At 58.2% G+C, this 24,941-nt stretch carries 17 protein-coding genes and 2 pseudogenes; 3 read left to right on the top strand and 16 right to left on the bottom strand.

The annotated features are described in order from the left end of the window. The 7 genes and pseudogenes from EN943_RS02490 to EN943_RS02460 form a co-directional block, all read right to left on the bottom strand. A partial coding sequence (locus tag EN943_RS02490; RefSeq protein WP_348630095.1) for a pitrilysin family protein occupies positions 1–865 on the bottom strand: 865 nt, incomplete at its 3' end. A 309-nt stretch (positions 866–1,174) separates the two neighbouring features. Next, positions 1,175–2,479, bottom strand: a pseudogene (locus EN943_RS02485) (pitrilysin family protein); the annotation flags it as partial. A 276-nt stretch (positions 2,480–2,755) separates the two neighbouring features. Continuing rightward, positions 2,756–3,028, bottom strand: coding sequence for a hypothetical protein (locus tag EN943_RS02480; RefSeq protein WP_024505391.1), 273 nt, complete (start codon positions 3,026–3,028; stop codon positions 2,756–2,758). Between the two features lie 1,401 nt (positions 3,029–4,429). Continuing rightward, the gene (locus tag EN943_RS02475) at positions 4,430–5,758 is read right to left on the bottom strand and encodes a HAMP domain-containing sensor histidine kinase (protein ID WP_063169275.1); all 1,329 of its coding nucleotides are present in this window, start codon (positions 5,756–5,758) and stop codon (positions 4,430–4,432) included. Beyond that, positions 5,755–6,414, bottom strand: coding sequence for a response regulator transcription factor (locus EN943_RS02470; RefSeq protein WP_024505389.1), 660 nt, complete (start codon positions 6,412–6,414; stop codon positions 5,755–5,757). Before EN943_RS02470 ends, EN943_RS02475 begins: the two co-directional genes overlap by 4 nt. Before the next feature lie 619 nt (positions 6,415–7,033). After that, positions 7,034–7,466: pseudogene (locus EN943_RS02465) on the bottom strand (helix-turn-helix domain-containing protein); the annotation flags it as partial. 244 nt (positions 7,467–7,710) lie between these two features. Next, on the bottom strand, positions 7,711–8,169 hold the full coding sequence (locus tag EN943_RS02460; RefSeq protein WP_224570033.1) for a response regulator transcription factor: 459 nt from the start codon (positions 8,167–8,169) through the stop codon (positions 7,711–7,713). A gap of 751 nt (positions 8,170–8,920) precedes the next feature. On the opposite strand from EN943_RS02460, the gene EN943_RS02455 reads away from it, so the two are divergent. Together EN943_RS02455 and EN943_RS02450 are read left to right on the top strand one after the other, a co-directional pair. After that, positions 8,921–10,042: a DUF418 domain-containing protein gene (locus EN943_RS02455; RefSeq protein WP_063169274.1), complete on the top strand. Its 1,122-nt coding sequence runs from the start codon at positions 8,921–8,923 to the stop codon at positions 10,040–10,042. 1,543 nt (positions 10,043–11,585) lie between these two features. Further along, complete coding sequence (locus tag EN943_RS02450) at positions 11,586–11,798, top strand: cold-shock protein (protein WP_008874821.1); 213 nt, start codon at positions 11,586–11,588, stop codon at positions 11,796–11,798. Between the two features lie 228 nt (positions 11,799–12,026). Here EN943_RS02450 and EN943_RS02445 read toward each other — a convergent pair whose 3' ends face one another. The 6 genes from EN943_RS02445 to EN943_RS02420 all read right to left on the bottom strand — a co-directional run bounded on the left by EN943_RS02445 (position 12,027) and on the right by EN943_RS02420 (position 17,935). Then, positions 12,027–12,497 carry a MucR family transcriptional regulator gene (locus tag EN943_RS02445; RefSeq protein ID WP_024505385.1) on the bottom strand — a complete coding sequence of 157 codons (471 nt, stop codon included), beginning with the start codon at positions 12,495–12,497 and terminating at the stop codon, positions 12,027–12,029. Positions 12,498–13,391: 894 nt separating this feature from the next. After that, positions 13,392–13,934 carry a tetratricopeptide repeat protein gene (locus tag EN943_RS02440; protein WP_082826568.1) on the bottom strand — a complete coding sequence of 181 codons (543 nt, stop codon included), beginning with the start codon at positions 13,932–13,934 and terminating at the stop codon, positions 13,392–13,394. Between the two features lie 53 nt (positions 13,935–13,987). Next, positions 13,988–16,051, bottom strand: a complete 2,064-nt coding sequence (gene sctV, locus EN943_RS02435; protein ID WP_063169272.1) for a type III secretion system export apparatus subunit SctV — start codon at positions 16,049–16,051, stop codon at positions 13,988–13,990. Positions 16,052–16,283: 232 nt separating this feature from the next. Beyond that, positions 16,284–17,174 (bottom strand): hypothetical protein, encoded by an 891-nt coding sequence (locus EN943_RS02430; protein ID WP_024505382.1) that lies wholly within the window; start codon positions 17,172–17,174, stop codon positions 16,284–16,286. 117 nt (positions 17,175–17,291) lie between these two features. Further along, positions 17,292–17,534 (bottom strand): nodulation protein NopA, encoded by a 243-nt coding sequence (locus EN943_RS38185; protein ID WP_224570034.1) that lies wholly within the window; start codon positions 17,532–17,534, stop codon positions 17,292–17,294. A gap of 71 nt (positions 17,535–17,605) precedes the next feature. Next, positions 17,606–17,935 carry a hypothetical protein gene (locus tag EN943_RS02420; protein WP_081714433.1) on the bottom strand — a complete coding sequence of 110 codons (330 nt, stop codon included), beginning with the start codon at positions 17,933–17,935 and terminating at the stop codon, positions 17,606–17,608. A 1,348-nt stretch (positions 17,936–19,283) separates the two neighbouring features. On the opposite strand from EN943_RS02420, the gene EN943_RS02415 reads away from it, so the two are divergent. After that, a complete protein-coding gene (locus EN943_RS02415) occupies positions 19,284–21,398 on the top strand; it encodes a hypothetical protein (protein WP_224570035.1) in 2,115 nt (704 codons plus the stop codon). A gap of 525 nt (positions 21,399–21,923) precedes the next feature. On the opposite strand, the gene EN943_RS02410 is transcribed toward EN943_RS02415, so the two are convergent. The 3 genes from EN943_RS02410 to sctT all read right to left on the bottom strand — a co-directional run bounded on the left by EN943_RS02410 (position 21,924) and on the right by sctT (position 24,935). Beyond that, on the bottom strand, positions 21,924–22,727 hold the full coding sequence (locus tag EN943_RS02410; protein ID WP_024505378.1) for a hypothetical protein: 804 nt from the start codon (positions 22,725–22,727) through the stop codon (positions 21,924–21,926). A gap of 355 nt (positions 22,728–23,082) precedes the next feature. Next, positions 23,083–24,120, bottom strand: a complete 1,038-nt coding sequence (locus EN943_RS02405; protein ID WP_024505377.1) for an EscU/YscU/HrcU family type III secretion system export apparatus switch protein — start codon at positions 24,118–24,120, stop codon at positions 23,083–23,085. Continuing rightward, positions 24,117–24,935, bottom strand: coding sequence for a type III secretion system export apparatus subunit SctT (sctT, locus tag EN943_RS02400; RefSeq protein ID WP_063169270.1), 819 nt, complete (start codon positions 24,933–24,935; stop codon positions 24,117–24,119). The genes EN943_RS02405 and sctT overlap by 4 nt, the downstream gene beginning before the upstream one ends. Positions 24,936–24,941 lie beyond the last annotated feature (6 nt).

The raw sequence follows: 24,941 nt of genomic DNA, 5'->3' as shown, positions 1-24,941 counted from the left end.
GACCGATGCTGCGGGCGCGACGCTGGTTGTAGTCGACGTCGGCCTTGTGAATCTGCAAATCCAGGAGCCGGTCTGCAATCGAGCGGGTCGAGCCCAGTTGGTCGATGGCATAGGCGCCGATCAGGTGCTTCTTCGACGCCTTGAGCTCGGCCCCGGTCGGTCCTTGCTGCGCCATCTGCTTTACCACATCTCGCACGATGCTCAGTGTTTGGGCAGCGCAGTCCGAGCGTGTCTCTGTCGTAACCAGAAGCGAGTCAAGGGTTAGTTCAGAGCTGACGTGATAGGCAAGGCCGCGTTTTTGACGTACCTCCTCGTAAAGGCGGGAAGTCAAGTATGAGCCGCCAAGGATGTCGTTCAGCAGCACGGCCGCGTAGAAATCCGGCGCGCTAGGCTTCACGCCAGGCCAGGCCAACGTCAGCGAAGTCTGCGGCAGGTCGTAGTTCTCCTCCACCAGTTGACCGAGTTTCGGCGCGACATCGTAGACGGGGACGAGGGTTTGTTGCTCAGGCAAATCACCAAACAGCTGGTCAAGCCTTTCCCTCAACGTGTTCGCGTCAATGTCACCCACCACGGCAATATGGAGCCCGTCGCGAGCGAAAATGGCCTGGTGGAAGGCGCGGAGGTCGGACGGCGTGATGCCGGGCAGGCTCTCTTTTGTGCCTTCTCCCAGCCTTGAACAAGGATGCGCGCCATAGATCGCGCGCAGCCATTTGCGCTGAGCGATGGCGTTAGGGTCTCGCTCGCTGCCGACGATGCGGGAGACAATCTCGGCGCGGACGCGATCGATCGGCCCCTGCTCGAAGCGCGGCGCGTTCAGCGCGAGCCGAAGCAGGCCGAACGCCGCGTCCTGCTTTTTGGAAAGCATGCACATCGATCCGTAGATGTCGTCGCTTTGCGCGTCCAAACTCATTTCGGCGCCGGCATGGTCGAGCTTCACCTGGAAGGCACCGCTGTCGTAATGGCCAGCGCCTTCGATGAACAGGCCGGCCATCAGTTTGGCCATCCCCTCCTTCCCGACCGGGTCCTGCTTGGTGCCGCCCTTGAAGGCAAAGCCGATGTTGACGATTTCCACTGTGTGGTCCTCCACCAGCCAGGCGATGATGCCCTTTTCGGACTTCACCTCCTGGATGTTCATCGCAGCATGGGGCCGAGCGCCGAGCGTCATCTCTTGATTCTCCGTCTTGGGCAAGAGATAGCCCGTGGTCGAACGGTCGAACGCGAGATAGCGGGCGGCAACTGCTTTGATTTGCTCGGGGGTAACCTTGCGGATGCGATTCGGCCGTTCCTCGACATCCTTCACGGTACCGCCGGTGGCCAGCGTCGAGCCGTAGATGCTGGCGAGCCAGTCCAGGTTGTCTTCCGCAAAGATCATATTGAGCAAATAGTGGTCCTTGGCCTTGCCTAGTTCCTCGTTGCTGACACCATCCTCGGCAATGCGGGCAACTTCGGCAGCGGCCGCCGCTTCGAGATCAGCCAGCTTGGCATCGCCGCGCGGTGCGCCATAGATGGCGAACTTGGTGTCGTCGAGCATAGTGCCCTGGAAATAGACGCGGGCGCTGGAAGCGATACCTTGCTGGACAGCGAGCGCCTGGTAGAGCCGGCCGCGGTTACCGCCGCCGAGAATTTCGGCCAGCAGGTCGAGCGCTTCGGCCTCGCCCGGCTTGGCGGTGTGGTAGGACGGCACCACCCACTGCGTCGAAAAACTGGGCACGCTGACGCGGGCGTCTGAGAGCGTGACGGTGCGCCTGGTGTTCTGCTCGGGCTCAACCGGCCGGATGCGCGGCGGCAGGTCAGGTCCGCGCGCCACCTTGCCATAGGTCTTTTCGGCCAGCGCCCGCACCGTGTCCGGTTCGACATCGCCGGCCACGATCAGCACGGAGTTGTTGGGCCAGTAGTACTTTTCATAGAAGACGGTGGCGTCGACGCGGTTCAGCTGCTCGATCTCCTGCATCCAGCCGATGATCGGGATGCGATAGGGGTGGTTCTGCCACAGCGTCGCGTCGATCTCCTCATGGAGAACGTCCTGCGGGTTGGTGTCGGTGCTTGAGCGGCGCTCCTCGATGACCACATCGCGCTCGGTCTTGACGACATCGTCGGTCAGGATGAGGTTTCGCATTCGGTCGGCCTCGAAGCTCATCATCAGCTCGAGCGCCGACGGCGCCACTGTCTGATAGAAGGCGGTGTAGTCGGAGGAGGTGAAGGCGTTGTTGGAGCCGCCGATCTCGAACACTGCGCGGTCGAATTCGCCGCCCGCATGGTTGGTCGTCGCCTTGAACATCAGATGCTCGAAGAAATGGGCGATGCCGGATTTGCCCGGCGGCTCGTCGGCGCTGCCGATCTTGTACCACACCATGTGGGTGACGATCGGCGCCCGGTGGTTGGGAATGACGACCACCTCCATGCCGTTGTCGAGCACGAAATCCCTCGCCTTGCCGTCCTCCCATGCGACGGGGATCGGAGCCGGCCCCGCGCCGACCAACTCGGACGCAACGGACGTCCTGCGAAGCCCATGAGTGCGGGGCTTGCTTGGTAGTTCTGGTAGGGAGAGTGGGGTTATGGGCTGCGTTCCTGGCAAAGTGATCTGTTCCTCATTTTGAAGGATCTATGTCTCCCGAACGCCTATTGGGAGAAAGTGGATCGGCACGCGACGCCGAGCCACATGAGCCGTCAGCGTGTTGCTGGGCCTGACGCGAGCCTCATCTTTGGATGCGTCCGGGAAACTTTCGGCATGGTGAGGCCATGGGAAGTCTGCTCGTTATCCATTGGGTGTTTGCGGATACCTGAGCATGCCCCGTGCCAAGTAAGAAAGCCCCGATTCGCAAGGTTTGATCCAACCTTGATACTTGCGATATCCGACATTGTCGGGCATCCGACAGAAAGCGCCTTTCGCCGGCGCGCCGGCTATGACGCTCGCCTCCTCCGGCGTGACGACGATCCTTTGGCGGGCGCCGCGCACACCGATCTGCCCGCCTATCAGCACCGCGACATCGAAGGACAGCGCGATCGTGACTGGATGGGTCTTACGCAAACATGCAGCAGTGCCACCGCGATCAGGACTTCATCCGCCCCACAAAGACCCGAGCGCGAGGGACGACGTGTAAGGCAACATGTCATCCTCGATAATGATGCCGCGCATAAAGAGGTAAGGTCCCTCGTCGTACCGGCGAGCCCCTTCGCTGGGTCTCGCGAGGGTCTGGTTTGCGAACGTCGACCGACAGCATCACGGCATGGGCGGCCCCATCGGTAGGCAAGCATTGACCGTGCCATCAGCGTTGAGGCAGCGCAGAGCCCAATTTCCCGGTGCCAGCCGGTACGTTGGAGCTTCAACTGTGGCCAGCCAAGCGGGCCGAGGCCGTGAAACTCCTGATACCCTGGACCGTCCGGATTGCAACGCACGACGCCTTGGTCTCGCGCCAACGTCCATTGACGCTCAGCGAAGCATCATGCGGACGAGCTGGGAAAGCTTGGCCGGGCCGGCGCCTTCCCAGGCGCATGGGACGCGCGACGACCCATGTGGACCTTGGATTTCACTACGCACTTACGCTGCTTTGGCCTTGTCAGCAGCCTGAGCATAAAGCGTGCTCAGCTTTCAGGGCGAGCCTCTTTCATGTTGATAGCATCTGTCGTCATTCAGGATCGCCCCATTTTCGCATGCCGCTTGCAGCTTTCAGACTGTTGTCAGCCAGGGCCGCCATAAAGGGTCTCGTTTAACGCATTCGGGAGGCTTCATCACTCGACCACATTAATTTCGGGCCGTTCGCCGGCGCTCCGAATGGCACTTAACACCAGATCCTCTCCAAACCCGTGATGATCCAAGAGGAAAACGAAAAATCCCTAAATCATAAAAAAGCACCGATACGGTCGGCTCCAGGCTGATGAAATTGCGGTCTCACTGGCCACGCACGATACTTGCGATGGCGATGGCCATTGCAAAGGCCGGTCAAGCACCCAAGACGCTGACAAGCACGCCTCCGACCAAAGCTCGATCGTTGGCAGCCTTTCTAGCCGTATACTTGGGGCATTTTGGGACGGCGATCCGGACGCCGATTAAAACCTGCCGGTCGTCTAAATGGAATGGTTGGTCCGGGTCCTTACTGGACCTGCGCCAACCCGATCGGGCCGGCGCACAGGGGCACCCAGACAATTGGACACGTCGCCTTTGCGCGGCGGCTTGCACTTTCTCGGATGGCCTTTTTTCTCCCCGGGCGAAATCGAGCGAGCGGTGAGGCGGAGCCTTCGATTTTGCCGATCATGTCGTGTCGCTTCGATCGAACTGCTCAGACGATGATAGCGGCATTGATTGCCGCGGCCGAAATGCGTTGTGTGAAGTACGATTTCTACGCCGTATACATACTGCCGTACAGTTCGCCCTGTCAGCAGCCTTGCCAGCAATCCGCCCTGTGTCCAACTGTCGTCGAATTCACCGGTGTCATTGAGGAATTCGTATGATCGCCTCGAAACCATCATTGCGACCGCGGGCGGGCGACGCAAGCTCTAGACTGCCACCGATCCGCTGGATAACCATGTTAGCGATATGTAGACCAAGGCCTGAGCCCGCAGCAGGAGTAGCACCACGACTAAATCGCTTTGTAAGCCCTTCGAGGTCGGGGAGGGGCACCACCGGTCCGGCGTTTGCAATAGCGATGGTTCCATCAGTTTGGACGGAAACTGTTGTCGGAACAGTGGGCAGTCCATGTATCAGCGCATTCTCGATCAGGTTACGAAGGAGGATCCCAAACGCATCGACATCCACTTTGCGCATCAAAGTGGGGCAGCCGTCGACGTTAAGATGCAGGCGTCCGGCATATTGCGGCTTTTTCCTCAGGTCATCGATTTCCAGCCGAACCGATCGGACAAGATCGATCGCGTGATCCGCCATGCCAACCCCCGATTCGGCTTGAGCGAGCTGAAGCACTTTTTCGACAAGGCGGCCAAGGCTCGACAGCGCTTGCTCGATGCCGCGCGCACGCATTTTGGCCGACCCATTGGGAAGCTCGGCCACTAATCTCTGCATCTGAGCGATTGAACCTGCGATCGGCGTGCGCAGTTCATGCGCACTGTTTGCGGCGAACTCGCGTTCGGCCTCGAGAGCCGCCCGCAGACGATCGAGAAGCCGATTGACGGATGCCGCGATTGGAGCCAACTCTGCCGGGAAATCGCCCAAGTCCATTGGTGACAGATTGCCGCCGTCGCGCGATCCGATCTGCTGTCGCAGTACCTCGATTGGCCGCAGCGAGCGCCGGATCACGATCCACCAAACAGCTAAGCTAAAGGGCAGGAGCACGAGTGTCGGAAGGAAGACAAAAAGTGCGCCCTTCGCGATTGTGGTACGGCGGCCATCAAGCGGTTCGGCCAACTGATGATACACGCCGTCTTGGATCTCCTCTGTGTAGACGCGGTAATCAGCGTTTCGCCAAAAGCCGTTACTCAGGGGAGCATCAGGGAAGGGCTGCTGACCCTCTTCCGGTTCAGAAATAAGCACTACCCCGTACTTATTAATAACCTGCTCACGATAGGTCCAGTACTTTTCATAAGTTGGCAAGTGGTTATTGTATTGATCAACGTGTTTTCCATTCAAGACCTTGATCAGCTCTGGTTCTCTGTACTCTGCGCTCCCCTGGAGCAAGTCATCCGAACTTTCGTTTACATTATTGCAAAAAATGAACGCAGCAATGGTTGGGGCGGCGATCCAAACCAGGAGCGTTGCCCCGCCTAACCACGATATCAGCTTTCTCGTCATGCTGTTCGAGTTCGTCATGTGACCACGAGCCTGTATCCGGAGCCACGCACGGTTGCTATTCTATCCCCGCCGATCTTCTTGCGGAGCCGGCTGACATAAACCTCCACTGTGTTGCTCTCGAACTCCGAATTGAATGAATAAAGCGCGTGCTCGATCCTCCCCTTTGAAACGACCGAACCGGGCCGGCGTAGAAGGCAGTCGAGCACCGCCCATTCGCGTCCAGACAGGTGGACCTCCTGCCCGTCGCGGAAGAGGCGTCGCTCGGCTGCCTGTATGGAAAGCGTCCCAACCGAAAATTGCGGCTCCGGAAAATGCCCTTGGCGACGTGCCACTGCACGGATGCGTGCCGAGAGTTCCCCCAGATCGAACGGCTTGACCAAATAGTCGTCGGCGCCAGCGTTGAGCCCCTCGATGCGATGCGAAATCCGATCGCGGGCTGTCAGAATGATGACCGGCGTTGTATCAAGCCCCTTGATCAGCTCCCGCAGATAGTCGATGCCATTGCCGTCCGGCAGGTGAACGTCGAGCAAAATAACGTCGTAGCCGGCCACAGCTGCATGACCGCGCGCTCCGGACAGGCCCTCGGCCCAGTCGACCGCGTGGCCACCAGCCACCAAATGATCGTGCACAGCACTTCTAAGGTCGTCGTCGTCTTCAATGAGCAGTATTCGCATCAGGCTGCCGAGCTCCGGTATGAGGGCAAGGCTCCTGCCTTATTGATCGAAGCTGACAGTAGGCTGAACCGGCGCCAGCGAATATCTGGGGGCTTTCAGGCTGCTGTCAGCTACAATTGCAAGAAAGGGGTCGTTAACAAAGCCAAACGAAGAGGCCTTATGAAACCCCTCCTGATCTCGGCACTTTTGCTCAATGTGACCACCGGCGGCTGTACACTGGTTGGCGGGCAATTCGACGTGGCGGTCAACGAATGGCAGCCGCGCCACGCGTCAATGTCCAGGCTTGAAACTGACAGGTGTCTTAAATACGAGGGCACCGTAGCGGGTGCCTCCAGTTATCGAACAGTGCCTAGCAGGTCAGAAGTGCACTTTGACCATAGGGGTCGTCCGTATTTTCGGCGCTCGCGAACAGAGTCGACGGTCAATCGATGCGCCACTGCCAGAGTCTGGAACGGTCAAGTGTTTGTTATCCCCCGTCCGGGCCATATTCTCTGCCGAGGACCAAGAAGGCCCTATTTTCGGTGCCCACGAACAGAGCCAACGGTCAATCGATGCGCCACTGCCAGGGTCTGGAACGGTCAAGTGTTTGTGATCCCCTGTCCCGGCCGTGTTCTCTGCCGAACTCGCCCTTGTAGTCGGCACACCAAAGATCGTTAGGGCGACAGCCGTTTGAAAGTGGTGTCCCCGTCGCCCTGTTGCGCCTGCGCTTGCGGCGCTCGACCATGCCGTGGCGGTCGAGCACGGCATGCACGGCCGAGATCGCGGGCCGGTGCACATCCGGATACAGCCGGGCCAGCCGCTCGCGTATCTTCGGCGCACCCCATGTCGGCTTGTCTTGCTTGAGGCGCACAATCAGCTTCTCGATTTGAAACGGAAGCTGATTGGCGTGGCGATAGGGCCGCCGCGATCGGTCCGTCAGCCCTCCAGGCCGCTGTCGTTGTAGCGCGTGAGGATCTTGTAGCCGGTCTTGCGCGAGATATCGAACTCCCGGCAAAGCACCGCCATCTTCTCGCGTCCAGCAGCCGGGCGACGAACTTCAGCCGCTCTTCCATGACGTTACACTCCTTCCAAGGCACCTTGCTCTCCTTGCAAAGGGCCGAAAGTGTAACCCATCTATCCGGAATGAACTGTCACCCATCTCTCGGGAAGGAAAGTCATGGCCAAGGCAACTGGAAGCCGAATTTTCTTTTAGAGTATGAATCAGCGCCGTCTGCCGAAAAGCGCGTCCACGATCTTCCCTTTTGAAACGACCGTGCAGGGCTGGGGCAGACGGTAGTCGAGCACCGCCCATCCGCGTCAAGTCAGGTAGACCTCCTGCCCGTCGCGGAAGAGGCGTCGCTCGGCTGCCTGTATGGAAAGCGTCCCAACCGAAAATTGCGGCTCCGGAAAATGCCCATGGCGACGTGCCACTGCATGGATACGCGCTGAGAGTTCCCCCAGATCGAACGGCTTGACCAAATAGTCGTCGGCTCCAGCGTTGAAGCCCTCGATGCGATGCGAAATCCGATCGCAGGCTGTCAGAATGATGACCGGTGCCGATTCAAGTTCCTTGATCAGCTCCCGCAGATAGTCGATCCCATTGCCGTCCGGCAGGTGAACGTCGAGCAAAATAAGGTCGTAGCCGACCACAGCTGCATAATCGCGCGCTTCGGACAGGTTCTTGGCCCAGTCGACCGCGTGGCCACCAGCCACCAAATGATCGTGCATAGCACTTCCAAGGTCCTTATCGTCTTCAGTGAGCAGTATTCGCATCATGCTGCCGAGCTCCGGTATGAGGGCAAGGCTCCCATCTTATTGGTCGAAGCTGACAATAGGCTGAACCGGCGGCAGCGAATTATTTGGGGAGCTTTCAGGCTGCTGTCAGCTACAACTTGCAAGAAAGGGGTCGTTAACAAAGCCAAACGAAGAGCCCCTATGAAACCCGTCCTGAACTCGGCACTTTTGCTCAATGTGACCCCCGGCGGCTGCATCAGCAAATTGATTTGGGAAACAGGCGCGCCGGTTCTAATGACCGACGCAGGCCGAGGTCTGGAGCTGGACCAGCGAACGGCGTCTTCGGTTTTTCAGGCAACAGCCACATGGAAGAATATGATTGGCTCGACCATGCGCCGAGCTTTGTCGAACGGATTGGTCGCGGGCGCACTACCACAGATTATGGCAGGTTTACGCCCTGGCCTTGACACCCGGGGTGATCGTCACCGGCGGAGCCGCGGCGTACTGATCGGATATCTAACGTCGCTGAGTCTCTCGTCGGTGCAGTGGATCTCTCGGCTTAGCCATCATGCAAAAAACGACGGTTCCGCGACACCACTTTTCAGGTCCGTGACACAGGCTTTGTGAGCCGATCTGTTGTTCTTACCCCAGGCTAATGGCTGAACAGCTCTGTCGCCGGCTCGATGCGCCAGATGGCGCGATGTTTTGAACCCTTTCACGAGGCGACGGCAGCAGCCGACCGGCTCTCCTATCGCGGCTCCCGCGATCCACACACCCAACAAGGGAATCTACCATGGTAATGAAGGCACCGGTTGCCGACGCTAGGAATGGGTCGGTAGTAGATCGGCTGGTCGGCATCGACCTCGCTCGGGGCCTGGCTGTCTTCGGGATGTATGCCGCCCATCTCGGTCCCGACCCCGGCGAAGGAGGACTAGTCGGGTTTCTGATGGAACTAACCCATGGGCGGCCGTCGGCCCTGTTTGCCGTATTGGCCGGTTTTTCAATCCTCCTGATTACAGGTCGCAAGGCGCCGAAGTCGGGGATAGCCGGTAGACAGGCCATCGCCAGAGTCGCAATTCGTGCCCTTGTTTTGCTCGCGCTTGGCTCAATCCTGGGCTGCCTCGGTACCCAGGTCGAAGTCATCCTAGAATACTACGGAATTTGCTTCTTGTTGGTATTGCCGCTCCATCGGCTCAGCGCATATCAGCTGGGCTTGATCGCTGCCGCTACGGCATTAGTTCTCCCGCAAGTCCGTTCCTCCCTTCTGTCGGTTGCCCCCAACCTCCTCGACCCGGTCTTCAACCTCATGGTCAACGGCTACTATCCCGCGGTGACCTGGGTTCCTTTCCTCATCGCTGGCATGGCCATCGCGCGCCTTAATCTTAATACGCTAGCAGCGCATTGGCGCCTTGGTCTGGCGGGGGTCGCGCTGGCCGTGTTGGGCCATGGGGGATCCTTGCTCGCGCTGAGTTCCCGCGCTTTGACTGAAACCTCCTTGTGGTGGTCTGACGTTGACGGCGCTTTTGAGCCTTCCAAGTCGTCATTTATAGTCAAGTCGTCATGGATAGCCGCACCTCATAGCGAAACGACGCTTTCGATCGTGGGCAGCACCGGTTGCGCAATGATCATCTTGGCGGCTTGCATGCTCGCTGTGGATGCGCTCCCGCGTCTGCGAAAGCTGGTCTGGCCAATAATCGCAGTCGGCTCGATGTCTTTGACGGCCTATGTGCTGCACATTGCGGGAATAGCCTATCTTATGAAGATAAACATTTTCAAAGACGAGAGCCTGTCCACGCTCTTTGGCTTCGTTGTGGTTATCAGCACTTTTGCGGTGCTTTGGCTGCGCATCTTCCAGCGAGGACCGATGGAAGTGCTGATGGGTAGGGTCGCAGATCTCGCGCGTCACATCCGCTGAGCACCGCCGCGCCCCGGCCTCCCGATCACATTACGGACAAGGTGGGGCTTTGTCCAAAGCTTGTTCGCGGCAGGGGAGGGTACTTCCTCCCAGCCTGCCGCCTTGTTGATGGAAGCTAAAACGGTCGCGCAGGCGCTAGAGTTGCATCGGCATAATCAGCTTAAACTCGCGAAGTTAAACCCGCGGTTGGTCTATCTCGGCCCGCCTCACCTGAAAGGCTAAGGTATCCGTTTCGGTCAAGGGTTTTAGGGGCCATTTTCGCTGCGCCTTGAGGAGAGCGTTTGCTAGGATGAGGAGCTTTCGCAACAAGATGATGACCTTTGCGGGTTTGCCTGCCGCCTTTAGCGCCTGGTATTTTGCCTTGAGGTCGGGGTTGAAGCGCAGGGCGAAGGGCCGGGCATGTAGAGGGCCTGGCGAACATTGGCCCGGCCGCCCCGGATGAAGGCGCGGCCGCTCCATTTTGCCGAGGCCGGCGAGGCTTGCGGCCTTTGGTTCCGAGTTCCGGCATGTCGATGGTGAGTGTGCAGGCGGTGGCATCCGATGCGCCATATGCTGGTCAGGATTTCGCGGCGCTGGACAGCGTCGGGATCGGCTTTCATGAGGGTAAGCATCGTCTGATCGATATCGCTGAGTTCACGTGGATCTGCTTCCAGCCACTCGTTGTTGTGGCGCCTGAGCAAGGCAAGCGGTCAAGGTCTGGCTCTGGTGCTGGCTGCGGTGCGATCCCCGCACGGGCCAGGTGCCGATCGTGTCGACGATCCACCTCGCCGCGACCAGAGAGCTGCTACTCTCTTCCGCTGTTCATTCTGGCCTCTTCGCAATGAATGTCATAAAATCACCTGTCGCAATTAATGGTTTTTGATTTGGCTCCTACAGCTGGCAGATATCGCCGAGAGTTCCGCAGAGAGCGTCGAAAGTTTTGGCCGCCTTCTTCCGCAGCCGCGCCTTGAGTTTTGAGCAGACCTGTCTTGATCGGGTTGAGATCGGGCGAGCATGGCGGCAGGATCAGGAGCCAGTGCCCCTTTGGCCAACCAGTGGGCGGCGCGTACCTTGCCGACAATCTGGGGTTCCGAACCCGACAGTTGGTTTTCAACCCGACAGTGGCCCGCCTCAGAGCAGGCTACCGCCCTTCGGAGCAGGCAGAAGCTAATCGAGGTTCGCGGGTTCCGGTTTGAATGTGCAGGTCGCTGCGCGCCTGATCTTTCGGTCTGGCGGCACATGACAAAAACTCTCATTTTGGCCGACGATACCCGGTCAGGAGCGGGTATCGCAGTCGAGAAGCGACCCGAGCACGTCCACAAGATGTGCCGAGTTTGCAAGGTGTGTCATTGTTTCTGTCAACGTTCGAGCGACAGCGCACGACGAAACGTCTGGCATACGCCTCGTCTGGCACGCGCCTCGCATATGTTGCAGTTGCTGCTGGAGATCAGGCGATCGAGTGGGCCTTGCAATTTTCCGATTTTGATGCGCCTAAAGTCTCGTGTACAAATCAGGCTGGCGTGAATGGCCTGCCTAAGTTGCGACTTATTACAAAGGAATGGATATGGCGACTGGAACGGTGAAGTGGTTCAACAGCACGAAGGGTTTTGGTTTTATTCAGCCTGACAACGGCGGTCAGGATGTCTTTGTCCACATTTCCGCTGTTGAACGAGCGGGCCTGTCGACCCTTAATGAGGGCCAGAAGATCAACTACGAGGTGGAACAGGATCGCCGCACGGGAAAGTCCTCTGCAGGCAGCCTCAGCAAGGCTGGCTAACGGTCCGGGAAAGCCTTGGCAAGGTTCGTCATCGCCGGAACGCATTGACGGCTCGAAACCCGGGCCGGAGCATGCAAGTTAATGCCGCGGCAGGGATTGCTGGAGCCATCATGAATTACTCTGGAAATGAGGCTCTTGGACGGGAAAGGCGGGGCTCATCCCCGCCCTTTGATTCCGCGCAGATTGGGCCAACGGCTGCTGCGCGTCCGAACGACTGTTGATACGGATTTAGGCTGCGACCTTCTTGCGGGTCCGTTTCGCCGGCGCCGTGGCTGGGGCTTCCGGCTCTTTCGGTTTGCGGCCGAGTCCCATGGTCTTGGCCAAGGCGGAGCGCGCAGCGGCGTAATTCGGCGCCACCATGGGATAATCCGACGGCAGACCCCATTTGGCGCGATATTCGTCTGGGGTCAGACCATAGTGCGTCGCCAGATGGCGCTTTAGCGATTTGAATTTCTTGCCGTCTTCAAGGCTAATGATGTAGTCCGGTTCGATCGACTTTTTGATCGGGACAGCAGGTTTTTTTACAGGCACAGGCTCTTCTGCCGGTATGAGTCCAGCCGTGCCGTTTAGAGCCCCGTGCACTTGGGCGATCAGGGCAGGAAGCTCCCCCGCCGGGACGGGGTTGTTGGAGACGTAGGCTGATACAACATCGGCAGTGAGCTCGATGAGGATGTCGGTCTTGTGGGGTTCTTCTGTCATAAACTTCTCCGGGCAGCTTGAAACACAGTTGGGCGAAGTGTCGCTTCATAGTGGCGGTTGCCGCTGAAAGCAAATGGATCGACGGGTGCGCTGCTCCTCCACCATTGAAGTCTCGGCGACGCATCCCGTCATCGTCCATCGCTAAAGGCAGCGTATTGAATTATGGGAGCGGTCGCGCCCGCCCCACCATAGCGATACAGCAAGACAATCAAAAAAGCCGGTCTTTGCTTGGCCCCAAATCTTTTCTCCTTTCGTGAACGCTGAGCTGCCAAGCTGCTACAGTTCACCTCGCGGGGCAACCGTGCACAACACAGGAGTTGCCCGAGCGATACATTCTTCACTTGCCGCTTATCAGCGCTGGTGATTGCACTTTGCAGCCTGCCTCCGGACCCGCAGCGCTCACGCTGTTGGTTTTGCGCCTGCAGGCGTCGGAAGTCGGATCGCCGCAGCTAATTTCCTCAGGCGGACGAATTCAACAAATCGATTGTTTGGATCGAAGGCATCCACACCATCGATGCCTCTAGAATATGATCCAGCTACAATCACCGTGCTGTAATGGCAGGGACGGCCAGCACAAGCGCGACACGATCCGGCGGGTCCATCGCTGCGTTACGTATTCATGGCTACTGCATCGGGCGCTCGGTCGACCGCCTTAAGCCAGGTCGCCGCATTGCGAGACGGTGACCGGCGAGGGAGAGGGCGCTCTGGCAACGAAGCGAGGCGGGTGGCCTTGCGGGTGGCCGCGTGATGTCATCCGGCTCTCCTGCCGATCTCTGCCGGCCAGATCTGGAGCAACTGTTTTGCATAGATATGGCTCTCTTCAGGGGGCCATCTATGATGGGAGCCGAGCGCGTGTTCGAGCCGGGGAACAGGCTGCGCATGCACTGTGCCCACCTATTGCGATCGTGCTAACCTTGGTTGTTCGGACTTGCCGTTAAAGGCAAGCGACAGATTGAAGTTATGCTGCACCATCTGATTGCCTGGCTCGTTTTCGAGAGCTCGCCGATACAGGGCCTGTGCCGCGTCATGCCGCCCCTCAATGTCCAAAATCACGCCCTTCGCATTCAATGCACGTACGTTTCCTGGGGCTGCAACCAAGACGCTGTCGAGCACCTCAACCGCTTCGTGCGGGCGCTTCTGGCCCACCAAGGCATTTGTAAGTCGTATCGCCGCATCAACATTGTCCGGGTGCTGCTTCACCTCATCCCGCAAAGCCCGCTCTTGAACATCCTGACCAACTTCGCGCAAAATGCGTTCGCGCATAGCCGGATCGATTTGATCGGCGCTGAGCAACTCGGGGGAAGATGTCTCCTGCACGGAAAGAGCCGGCTTTTGCCAGCTGGCGCAACCGCCCAAAGGCAGAATGGCGAGTACGGCAAAAAGAAGTGAGTTCCGGCGCAGAAACATAGGCGATGGAGAAACTGTATTACTATTCATGTTATCTCTCAGTTATCGGGGAGGCGCGTGGCGTTCAGTTAGGAAAGGTGGGACTACTCTAACAATCCGCTGTTCGATCCGTGCGGGAGTGTGACGGATCCTGCGGGGCGAATTGTAAAGTCGGAGGCGAGGTCTTGATAAGACAGCACGGCGAGATCAACCCCGTTTCGCGTCAGAAAGCCGCGGACGAAACGTCGGACATCCATCGACGTCAACAGAATAGGGCGGGTTTGACCCGGTTCTGCGTTCGAAAGGACCTGACGTATCTGTGATAGCATCGCTTCGCTTTGCCGATCCTCCAGTGCGAGATAGGGGCCTGCATCCGAATCTCGAACCGCGCCACGCATCACATCCTCGCTCTCGCGCTCGACGACCAGGGCGGACACGATGCCCTCCGTGTTGGCATGGCGGTGGCAGATCTGTCGCTTCAAACCAGAACGGACATATTCCGTCAGCAGGGCAACGTTCTGCTCACGCTCGCTCCATTCGGCCAATGCCTCCAACACGAGACGGGTGTGGCGGATTGGGATACCTTCCTCCAGGAGGCGGCGCAGAACATCGGCAATCCGAGGAATCGGCGTCGTGCGTAGCACCTCTTTCACAAGCTCAGAATATTCCTGCTCCATTCGGCCCAGGAAATGTCGGGTCTCTTGGATGCCCACCAATCGCGGTGCGTAGCGGGTCAACGCTGCATGGACGCGCAAGGCGAGGAGTTCGCCGGGAGCCCTATGCTCCGTGCCGGCGCCCGTAAGGGCCTTTGCAGGGGTATGTTCAACCGGGAGTCTGTCCGTTTTCGGCTCACGTCTAAGGGGGACACCGCTCGAGTCGACGTGCGCTACATCGGCTCGGAGCGCCATCTGGTTTGGATCTAAGGCGTCCTGTTCGACTGGCACGCCCTCGACATCAATTCGGAATTGCGATTCAGGCAGCTGCTCGTCAACCAAGACAGGGATGCGAGGAACGATAATGCCCAGATCGGCTGTGACCAGGAGCGAAACGCGCCCAATATGTTTTTGCAATTCGGCTTGATCGACCGCCTGCATAAGATCTGGCGCTAGAAAAAATGCGATCGGGAATTCCTTCGCAGGCGCGGCTTGCTTAGGCTCCGCTGCAGTTCCACCTTTCGCATCGGCAGTGCCGGCGCCCAGCACATCAGCCTTGACAATGCTTACCGCAGCGAACACTGCGGCCAGCATCAGAAAGACGGGGAGGGGAAACCCAGGAACGAACCCCATTACAACCAGGACGCCGGCCGCCAGTCGCAAGGCTCGAGTGCTGGCCGTGAGCTGACTGACCATTTCTGTACCGAGGTTGATCCTCGCCGTCCCAGTCACACGGGTGACGATGGTCGCCGCAGTAATGGAGAGCAGAAGGGCCGGAATCTGCGATATCAATGCATCGCCTATCGTCAGCAGAGTGTAGTGATGCAGTACCTCGCCGAAGGACATGCCCTTGGAGAGCAGGCCGATCGAAATTCCACCCAGCATGTTGATGCAGATAACCACCAGCCCGGCGATGGAATCGCCCTTCACAAATTTCATCGCGCCGTCCATCGCGCCATAGAGTTGGCTTTCCTTCTCCAATTCGGCGCGCCGCCGGCGGGATTCGTTGGCATCGATGTGGCCGTTGCGTAGCTCTGCGTCGACCGCCATTTGCTTGCCCGGCAGAGCATCCAGCGTGAAACGCGCCGCCACTTCTGCCACCCGTTCGGCACCCTTCGCGAGGACCATGAATTGCACCATGGTGACGACCAGAAATATGACGAAACCCACCACGATATTGCCTGAAATGACGAAATCGCCAAAAGTATGAATAATGCTGCCGGCCTCCCCCTCGGCCAGGATCAGTCGCGTCGTTGCGACCGTGAGCGCGAGACGGAATACAGTGGAAATCAAAATAACGCCGGGCAAAGAGGAAAAATCAAGTGGAGTACTGACATACAGGGCAACCATCATCAGCAGTATGGCCAACCCCATATTGAATCCTATCAGGGCGTCGACCACCACGACCGGGATAGGCATGACCATCATCGCGACAGCCAGAAGCAGCATCAACGCAACCATTAAATCCGGGCTGGCCGGCGCACGCTTGATGAAGTCACGCAGGACGTTGGCCATCGAGACACCTTTGCAATCGGTTGAGACTTACTCTGCTGTTACGCCATGAAACGTGGCTTTCGAACTCCGAAGGCGCCTCAGCCTTGGCCAGCGCGTGACCCTGCATGAGAGCCACAAGCAGGCGCGAAATGGCTGGGCAGCAAATGTTTCCAACGCAGCCAGCTTGTCAGCACCGAGCGCGACAGGATGTTTGGCTGGCCATAGAGTGCTGCTTGATGGGGCCTGCGAGCTTTCAATATTGGAGAGCAGCAATGCGGCCATTCCTGCTCAGCAGCACACGGCTGTCCTCAATACGTTCGACCACCCATCCATCAGCCAAAATGGCGCCGACAAAATACTTCTCGCTGTCGATGACAATATATGGTTGGACCCCATGCCACACAGCTTCGACCGCGATTGCGGATGGCGCCTTCTCCTCTTTGATGAGCACTCCGTTCACCAGTGTTAGAGTACCCTTGGTGCGACGATCGAACGATTGCTGAAGCTTCTGCCAACTGATGACCGATTCAGACGTGACGGTGCCTTCGGCGGTCACAACACCCTTTGCCGACCCAATCTTGACGTCGAGAAGACCCGCTCGATCGACTTCCTCCTGCAGCTCTTGGGCCGCTGCCTCCGTAAGTTCATTGTCAGCGCGGTGACTGATCGTTCTGGACGCGACTTCAGCCCGAAGTGAATTGGGGCTCGATCCACTTGCATTGCCAAGATAGGAGATCGTGCCTGAAAGCGCGCCGATCCCGAGTGAGCTGATTATGACCATGGCGAGCACACCGATCGGTAGGCGCGGTATGCCGGTCGAACCAGGCGGCTCTGCATCCTGCACGGACAAAGCAATGGACATCTCGCCTACGAGCAGGACGACAGGAAGGGGCACAACAACGGACTGGCCTGCGGCGATATTCCGGTTGCCCTCGATACTGAGTCCGGGTGCAAGCGCCTCCAGTTCGATCGACTTGCCAAGAAGAGTTACACGAAGGTGATGCGGTGCCAGTCCCTGCTCGACAAAGACCAAATCGGCATCGAAGCCGCTGCCGATTAAACACTTTTGAAGATCCGTCTTGCCGGTCAGACCGCAATAGTGCCCCGAACGCACTTCGAAACGGAGGGAAACGGCGTCATCCACAGAGCATCTCTCAAACAGGATAGAAGCCGCATGGCAATTGCCATGCGGCTCATTTCGGGACTACGTCGCGTCAATAAGGAGACGCGCTAGGGGGCAGTCTAAAACCCGCTTCCGACATTACGAAACGCGTTCGTCGGCGGCCTTCTTGATGGTCTGGAGATTGGTCGTTAGAGTGCGCAACTGGACACTCCTTTTCGTCGCCTCCAAGCTAACATTGGTTAGTTCCTGCACTTGCGCCTGAAAAGCAGTAGCATCAGCTCCGCTTGTATTGCCGGGAGTGCCACTGTTAGTTTTATCGGTATTGCCGGCGCTACTGGTATTGGTATTGCCTGATTTTTTATTATTATCAACTGCAGCCATGATCATTCCTTTTTCTGTTGGAGTTGTGCCGTCAATAACGGCCTGTATGACCTCACGCCGGATTTCCCGCGTCAGGCATCTTCTGTGTCATCCAAAGCTTCATCGGCCTCAGCCATCGCATCGTTCGCGAATTGGAACGCGAACGATCGCAGGATACTTTGGAAGGCTTCACTTTGTGCTGCAGACTGTGAGTTGTCTTGAAGTTGATCATTTGAAACGGTCCGGTTATCCGCCCGATCGTTCCCGCCAGCTGCCTTGCCATCATTCCCACCAGCTGGCTTGCCATCATTGCCATCAGCCGGCTTGCCATCACCAGAATGCTCGGATTTCGAATCCCCATGGCCCTTTCGGATCAAGGAAGTCCCGAGGTTGCCAACTCCACTCCCAATTGCTGCTATCATCAGGTACTCCGGCATTTGCCATTGGCGGCGACGTGTTAAAGGTTAGCCTCGATCAAGCTAAGGGCGGGAGCTTTCGAGAACCTGACGGCTTTTGACAAAAACCGGCCAGCGCAAAAACGTATGCTCTGCAGGATGTTGCTCTCGCATCGAACAGTCGACCACGATCTCGGCTGTTCGGCCAATCCCGCCGTCCACGCATGCCGCGACCGAATGGCAGCCGCAGCAGCTCGTTTGCATCCTCGATGCTGTGGTGTCGAACAGGAGACACGGTCCACGTGCTGCATGACCGCAATGACCGTATTCTTGCTGGCTCCACGGGCGCACGCAACGAGCAGGAACTCGGTCTTTGCATCACCATTCTCTCGCCTGCACATCACGGCCCGGCGCGGTGAGCTCATTGGCTTCGAGAAGGTCGGCGACCGTACGAACATGGGATGGTCTGCCGGCTTTGGGAGGCCGGTGCGGATCCTCTTCTCACCATATCGAAAGCTTGAAGCGGTCGGATTTTCTTGCCCTGTTCGTGAGAACTCCCATCGTCAGCTAATCGTCAGCCAAGCGGTCTATCTAGGCCGGCCGTGCCTGACCTTCGGATCCAAAGGTCCCGTCTCGACACTTTTTGTAACTATAGATCGAAATGGTCCGCGTGATACGCAACGCACACGCTTCTCTGAAGCAAATGTGTGACTTTGTCGGTGGCGAACGAGAGGAGTGACGCATCAATAAAATCGTCAGGCACGTGTCTAGGAAGGGGAGCTAGCCGAGTTGGTCTGATTTCATTCGCTGTTCCTGGAAATCGGCGGACTGAAGCGCTGATAATCTCAGGACATCGATGGCAACGTTGCGAAAGTCCTGTGAGCTCGGGCCAATCTTGGCCTGCTACTGAGAAGCACTTTGGCGGGAACATTACGCCGTCGCGGGTCTGGCTGACCGTGACGTTAACCGAAAGATGCCGCTGGTCTCGTCAGCCGCCAGCACAATAGCAGCACATTCTCGCCTACTACGGAGACGCAATATGAAGGGCATTGGCCGACCACGGAAATCGCAGGCTGAAACTGGAGCCAGCCGCGCGGGGCGGGCGAGCAGTTCCCTTTCGCAATCAAGTCTTGCTGCGGGAGAAGGTGGACAGTCATTCGATTCCGTTGTGGAGCAGATGCGCTCTGGGGACGCCGATAGGAGGCCCTCCTCCCTTCCAGTTGCGCGCGGTCCAGGCGATGCCCGCGAAAGTCTGCCAGGCGCCTCGATTGGCGAAGATCAAATCCTGAACACACCGCCACGTGGAGCCGCTGCGCCACCACGCGGAACCGTAGCGCCACGTGGCGCAGCCGCAAGGCGGCGCGGTTCTCCCTCCATGTCTGAGGGCGAAGCCATGGCGCCGGTCGGTAGCCAACTATCAACCGCGCAGGTGGAAGGCACCAGCTCATCGTCAAATAAAGATATCAGTCCGACACAGCTCAGAATGAACAGTCTTGTTCAACAACTGACTGATTGCGAGGCTGCGGCCAGGAAAACCGACGTCCCCGAGGAGGCGGTGGAGCTGATCAGTGGGGTCGTCGATGCAGCCTCAGCAATTCTGGAGTACCGCGCTAGCCTGCCTGCGGCTGAGGCGCAGACAATTATGCCAGACGACAAGGTGCGTAGATGTTGCCAGATCGTGTGCGACGCCGCGAATGAAGTAGACAAACTTGGCCTGTCGACGATCACGAAATTGGACAAAAAGACCAAGAAAGCGGCAGGTATGGTCGATAAACTCTACTCCTACTCCCAGGCGGACCGGCAGGAGCTGTTGATTTTAAATGTGGAGAACCACCATACGGCGGCAATTAAGTGGTGGGAAAAAAAGGCATGGCGCTCCGAACGGCAGCGATCCGCCTGCGCTGCCACCGCTAGCCTATCCAGTGGAACGCCCGTGATGCGGGAAGCCGAGCGGTGCGCACTGCGGCTGCGTGCCGGCTCGGTACTGAGTGTCAGGATCTGGCTGGTCCGTGAGCGGATCGGTCTTGCGCGGGCCAAGATTGAACTGCGGGCGAGCAGGTTCGAGCCAGATTTGAAGGAACTCCTCGTCGGTCGAAATGGAGTGGTGCAGCTGATGGCAAGCGCCGCTCAAGAAGCTCTTCGCGCCCTCTCTTTGGCGAAGGGCATAATGGATGATGGCAAAACACTCAACGCTCATGATTGCGCGGTTGTAGAAAAAATCATGGAGCGGCTTTCGGATTTTGGATTGGCGTTGCACGAGGTGCATACCAAGCTAAGCCATACCTACCCAGATGCCGGCCTCCCATTGAAACTGTTCGAACGGATCGTGGACGATGCATGGATCACTGCGCACGATGCCATGCACTTGTTGAACCTGCAGTCTCCGCCGTCAGCCATCATGGCGCCACAGGCCCAGGCGGGCGCTGCGATGCCGGCCAGGGCAGGCGCTGCGATACCGGCTGACACTGCTGGTACGGCTGCAGTGTCAGAAGGCACTACAGCGCGAAGGAAAGGGAAGTCAAAGCATAAGTCGGCAGCTCGCGCCGGGACTTCTGCCGCCGGGCAGCCATCAACACCAGTCGCTGCGAACGCCGGCACAGTGCCAGCAGCCAAGGTTCTCGCGCGCTCGGATCAAGTTGCGAGTACACAGGTGAGAGCGCAAGAGGTGGCTGCGAGTTCGTCGGGGGCAGGCTCGACAATCGGGGGCGCCGCGTTGTCAATGGAGGTATTGACGGAGCGGCTCAAACGATTGGACGAACTTTTGCAGTTCGATCTGGCCGGTCAGCAAAGCGTCGTCTCCCAAGTGCGCCAGATGAAGCCTGAGGAGGCCGGTAAGGTCGTGGACGATGTGGCCCAGTACCTGCGAGCCCAGGCCATTGAGATGCAAACCTGTCTCGCCGGGTTGCAGGGGCGTAATGTACGCCTGCTACTCACCTCCACCCAGCTACCCAAAGTGCACGAACGCACAGACCAGCTCAAAGGGTTGCTGAACATGGTGCTGGGACAGGCCAACGCATTGAATGAAGGAAAAGCCGGCATTACGACTGATTGCATGAAGACCTACGCATTTCCGGCGCAAAAATACCTGGAACATTTGTGCAATGCCGACGAATTGATGCCGCCGGAGGCACCGGTCGCGCTGCGTGGCGAGCCAGGAAAGCTGTTTGAGATGAAGCTGCAGCCCAAGATGCTGGTCAATGGTGCGATGCCGAGCCCGATGTGGGTGCACATCCACACGAGTCGCCCCGTCATGGCCAGAAACTTGGAAGGGCTGGCTGATTCCGAATTCACCGCTTGCCACGTTAAATCCAACGAACAGCGCGGCTACAATCGAGAGCGAGAGGAAGCCGATGCTAGGTCCGGTCGCGAGAAGGTCATAATTCATCGCGGCAAACTCACCCCCGCTTTCTGTAAGTCCTTGTTGACCTCAGGGCTTGGCCGCCAACCACGCCATTCGCGTGCCGAGCTCCCGTCGGCGCAGGCTGCATGACAGGGCACTCAGAATGCGGCCGGCCACGCTGTGAGTCAGCGAGCATTTCTCCTGGCCAAACCGCGAATGCCGCTGCGCGAGTTGCGGTCCGGCGATTGGAGTCGATCGGCTACCGTCAGGGCCGATTTGCGATGTCGCGTTACCGGCTGTTGACGTGGCGGCGTATCTTGCCTCCCATCCAACTTATCGCCGAGATCGCGCCGCCAAGATCGAGGCGGAAGGTCTTCCTGCGAGCGCGGAGCAGGCATAGCCGATCCGATCGGGATCGGCGCATCGCAACGACCCAACGGTGTGGTGGAGAAAATTGGATTCGGGAGAGCTCGGTTCCAAGAGGCGGAGTTCCGGCCCGAATACAATCCGCTCGCAAGCACCCACGATGCGCATCCGCAGTTTATTGTCTGGGAGATGGGCTGGATTGCTCGGCGGCGCTGGCGCTAAGGCGGGGCTGTCGCCGGACAATTAGCATTCACTGCCAACAGCCTTGCAACCGTCACCAGTTGCAAGGCTCGGCGGCGGGTCGACAAATCACATGAAATCGTCGTCGGACCCGCTATCGCTGCTGTCGCTATCCTCGGTTTTGTGGAGATAGAGTGGAGGTTTGCCTGCACGCTGCCACTCACCGGCACTGTTCTTCGTCCATTTGTCGGGATGCTGCGTAGGGTCAAGCACCAGGTCGCCATGATCCACTTCAACAAACCCCATCGTCTGCGCGCGCGCTTGTGCTTCCGGATTAGCCGCACGCCAATTCAGCAACGGTCGGTCGCCGTCTATCCGAAGTTGATGCTCCAGCAGAATATCGCCCGCATTTTCGACGAGCGGATGGGCGACTTGAAGATCCACTATGGAAGTGACCTCAGTTCGACCAGGAAATTGTTCCCGCCAACTTTCCGATTCGAACTCGTTCATGCTGAATCCGCCTTCCATTCTCAGCAGTCCGGCACTCCGGTCTCCCAATTGGTAACTGAAATATCGCGCGTGCTCCGTATCTCGACGGATGCCATATTGCTGAGCAACGTCCGCGGTGCGCCTGGCTCGTGACGATACGAACTCCGAATACTCTTGAGGATTGTCGGCGATGTGCGTGATTTCATCACCATGAAATTGCCTCACCTGTCTCCTGAAGGAAGTCCTGTTGATCTCCACCACAGGAGGTCGGGAATTGAGGGAGTATGCTTGGGGAGCCGCCGATGATGAGGCGCCGCTACCTTCCGATCCGGATAAGTGCATTCGGGCAAATGTGTCCGCGAACCCTTCGCTTCCTGCATCCGATTGCTCGCCGGCATTATGCGCGCGGTAACTATCGGATGAGCCACCAATTCGACCATACATGACGATTCGTACTCCTATGTTTCGCAACCGAGCTCAAGTTAGCACGGCTGTTCAACATAGGGCGCTTAGTTGACGACTAGCTGACGAGGGCATTCCAACGGCTGCACCAATCAAATCCGCACTGCCGGCCTCAAAACCTCGGACTGCGCCACGCACCGGCCAGCAGAGGCTGCAAGGTCATGCCCGGAGGACTTGCCGTAGTTGCTGGGTGGCAGATCCGAGGGGAGTGATTGCCCCAGGCCCGCGGTTGCGCGGTTGGCCTGACAGAGACACTGGGGCACGGATGGCCAGCCGACATTTGCCACTAGCATGGAGCCAGGTCAGTTTTGAACTGGGCAGTCGTGGACTTCCATGACTAGGCCAAGCCTGCGGCAAAGAATGCTTTCGCGACAGGCTGGAAATATTGCATAGGAACCGCGTGGCCGAGTTTTGTAGTGCCTATCAGCTGACGCGCTAAGACATGGTCATGGACGATCGTCAGGCGTAGTGCCCGCGCCTCGCTCAACACATGTGAAACGCGCTCACCTTCGGCACGGCAAACTAAGAACGGCACCCCGGTTTCACCGCGAACGTAACGCAGACCGATCAGGACCGCCCTTCCTGTTAAGACCAGCGTGGCGCGATGCACGCCAAGCGCAGGCTCGTCGGCCGCCTCCTCGCGGATGCGACGCTGTTCACCTTTCAACTCTGGCGCTCCTTGCTGATCCTTCGACTCGCGCGTCACTTCGGTATTGGTCATGCGCATTTCGCGCAGATACAACGCGCGCTGGAGCAGAAGATCGATCAGTCCGCCGACCAGCAGTGCGCCGGCGCCAATTCCCATCAGCAATTTTGTCTCCATAAAGATGAGGCCAACACAGCCCATGCCGCAGATCGGCAGAGGGACCATTGTCTTCCACATCCCGAGAAGGACAATGGAAAAGGTTGCGCTGAGAACCAATACCTTGAACATGGTCTTGCAGACTTCGACCATGGAACGAGCAGACCCCAAGCGCTTCAGCCCTTCAAAGGGGTCAATTTTCTTAAAGCTGAGCTTCATCGGCTCCAGAGAGAAGACAAATCCACCATTGGCTAGCAGGCTGGCCAAAATCACCGCGGCGACAAGGGTTCCAAGCAGCGGGCCAACAGCCGCGACTGTGAGTTGGACGAGCACAACCAATGCCTGCGGCACCGCGGTATCGAAAGGTAGGCTCTGCAACTTGGTGGCTAATAGGAGCGCTTCCCGGCATTTGTCCTCGATCACGCTGCCTCTTAGCCAAAGGTAGCCGAGCCCAGCGCAAGTCCCGACCGCGCGGACGAAATCGGAGCTACGTGGCAGCTGTCCTTTTTTGCGCGCTTCACTTAACTTCTTCGGGCTGGCGGCGTGTGTCTTCTCTTCACTTGTGTCGCTCATGGCAGCAATTTGTCGAACCACTCCAGCACGCCGTTGGCACGTGTGACCTCCAGTTTCATGCTCTCCACCAGATAGGCAGCGTAGGTGACCATGAGAACTGGAAAGACAATGTTCTTGATTGCCGGAGACAGTTGGCTCGCCTTAAATTGCGGGGCAAAGCGACGCAGCAGCATCATCGATATATCAATCAGTATCAGGAAGAACACGACAGGCCCCGAAACCAATAATGCCGTGCGCATTATGCTGTCGAGAAGCCCCAACAACTCCATTGCTCCTGGCCCGCTCAGTGTCGGGTGAAACTGATACACCGGCCAGATCAAGTAGCTGCGGTACAGGACACTGATCAAAGTTTCCAGGCCTCCTGATCCGACGAATATGGCAATCGCAGTGATCCCCAGAAAAACGCCCATCGCGGAAGCCTGACTGTTCGTCGCGGGATCGGCCGAAGCGGTCGGGCTGCTGATGCCGCGTTGGTTGTCGATAAGCTCCCCGGCAGCCTGAAGGCCCCAAAGCGGAATGCCAAGAAAAGTGCCAAGGAGTACACCGACAAAAACTTCCTTGAATCCGAGCAGGGTTAGCTGGATCAGGCGCGTATCAGGATCCAGCGCCGGCAATCCGCCGCTGACGTGTGCCAGGCATGGTAGTGCGAAGCCAACAGCCAAACAGCCCCGGATCAGCCCACTGATCTGCGAGCGTGTGAATACGGGAAAGATCAGCATGATGCCCATCGCGCGGGCTGCCCCAAGACCTGCCGCAACGACGAGTTCGAAAGCCGTCTGGATCAGAATTTGAATATCGGCCGATGGCGCGTCCATGGGGCG

Source organism: Mesorhizobium sp. M7A.F.Ca.US.006.01.1.1, from assembly GCF_003997935.1.
Classification (GTDB): Bacteria; Pseudomonadota; Alphaproteobacteria; order Rhizobiales; family Rhizobiaceae; genus Mesorhizobium.
The sequence above is the reverse complement of the archived record's forward strand: the minus strand, read 5'-3'. Positions and strand labels throughout refer to the sequence as shown.

Excerpts from the sequence above, each read along its gene's own strand:
- EN943_RS02475 (WP_063169275.1), bottom strand. The coding sequence starts at position 5,758 with ATGACGAACTCGAACAGCATGACGAGAAAGCTGATATCGTGGTTAGGC.
- EN943_RS02405 (WP_024505377.1), bottom strand. The coding sequence starts at position 24,120 with ATGAGCGACACAAGTGAAGAGAAGACACACGCCGCCAGCCCGAAGAAG.
- EN943_RS38185 (WP_224570034.1), bottom strand. The coding sequence starts at position 17,534 with ATGGCTGCAGTTGATAATAATAAAAAATCAGGCAATACCAATACCAGT.
- EN943_RS02470 (WP_024505389.1), bottom strand. The coding sequence starts at position 6,414 with ATGCGAATACTGCTCATTGAAGACGACGACGACCTTAGAAGTGCTGTG.
- EN943_RS02445 (WP_024505385.1), bottom strand. The coding sequence starts at position 12,497 with ATGACAGAAGAACCCCACAAGACCGACATCCTCATCGAGCTCACTGCC.
- EN943_RS02440 (WP_082826568.1), bottom strand. The coding sequence starts at position 13,934 with ATGAATAGTAATACAGTTTCTCCATCGCCTATGTTTCTGCGCCGGAAC.
- sctV (WP_063169272.1), bottom strand. The coding sequence starts at position 16,051 with ATGGCCAACGTCCTGCGTGACTTCATCAAGCGTGCGCCGGCCAGCCCG.
- EN943_RS02455 (WP_063169274.1), top strand. The coding sequence starts at position 8,921 with ATGGTAATGAAGGCACCGGTTGCCGACGCTAGGAATGGGTCGGTAGTA.
- EN943_RS02410 (WP_024505378.1), bottom strand. The coding sequence starts at position 22,727 with ATGTATGGTCGAATTGGTGGCTCATCCGATAGTTACCGCGCGCATAAT.
- EN943_RS02450 (WP_008874821.1), top strand. The coding sequence starts at position 11,586 with ATGGCGACTGGAACGGTGAAGTGGTTCAACAGCACGAAGGGTTTTGGT.
- sctT (WP_063169270.1), bottom strand. The coding sequence starts at position 24,935 with ATGGACGCGCCATCGGCCGATATTCAAATTCTGATCCAGACGGCTTTC.
- EN943_RS02420 (WP_081714433.1), bottom strand. The coding sequence starts at position 17,935 with ATGATAGCAGCAATTGGGAGTGGAGTTGGCAACCTCGGGACTTCCTTG.
- EN943_RS02415 (WP_224570035.1), top strand. The coding sequence starts at position 19,284 with ATGTCTGAGGGCGAAGCCATGGCGCCGGTCGGTAGCCAACTATCAACC.
- EN943_RS02460 (WP_224570033.1), bottom strand. The coding sequence starts at position 8,169 with ATGATGCGAATACTGCTCACTGAAGACGATAAGGACCTTGGAAGTGCT.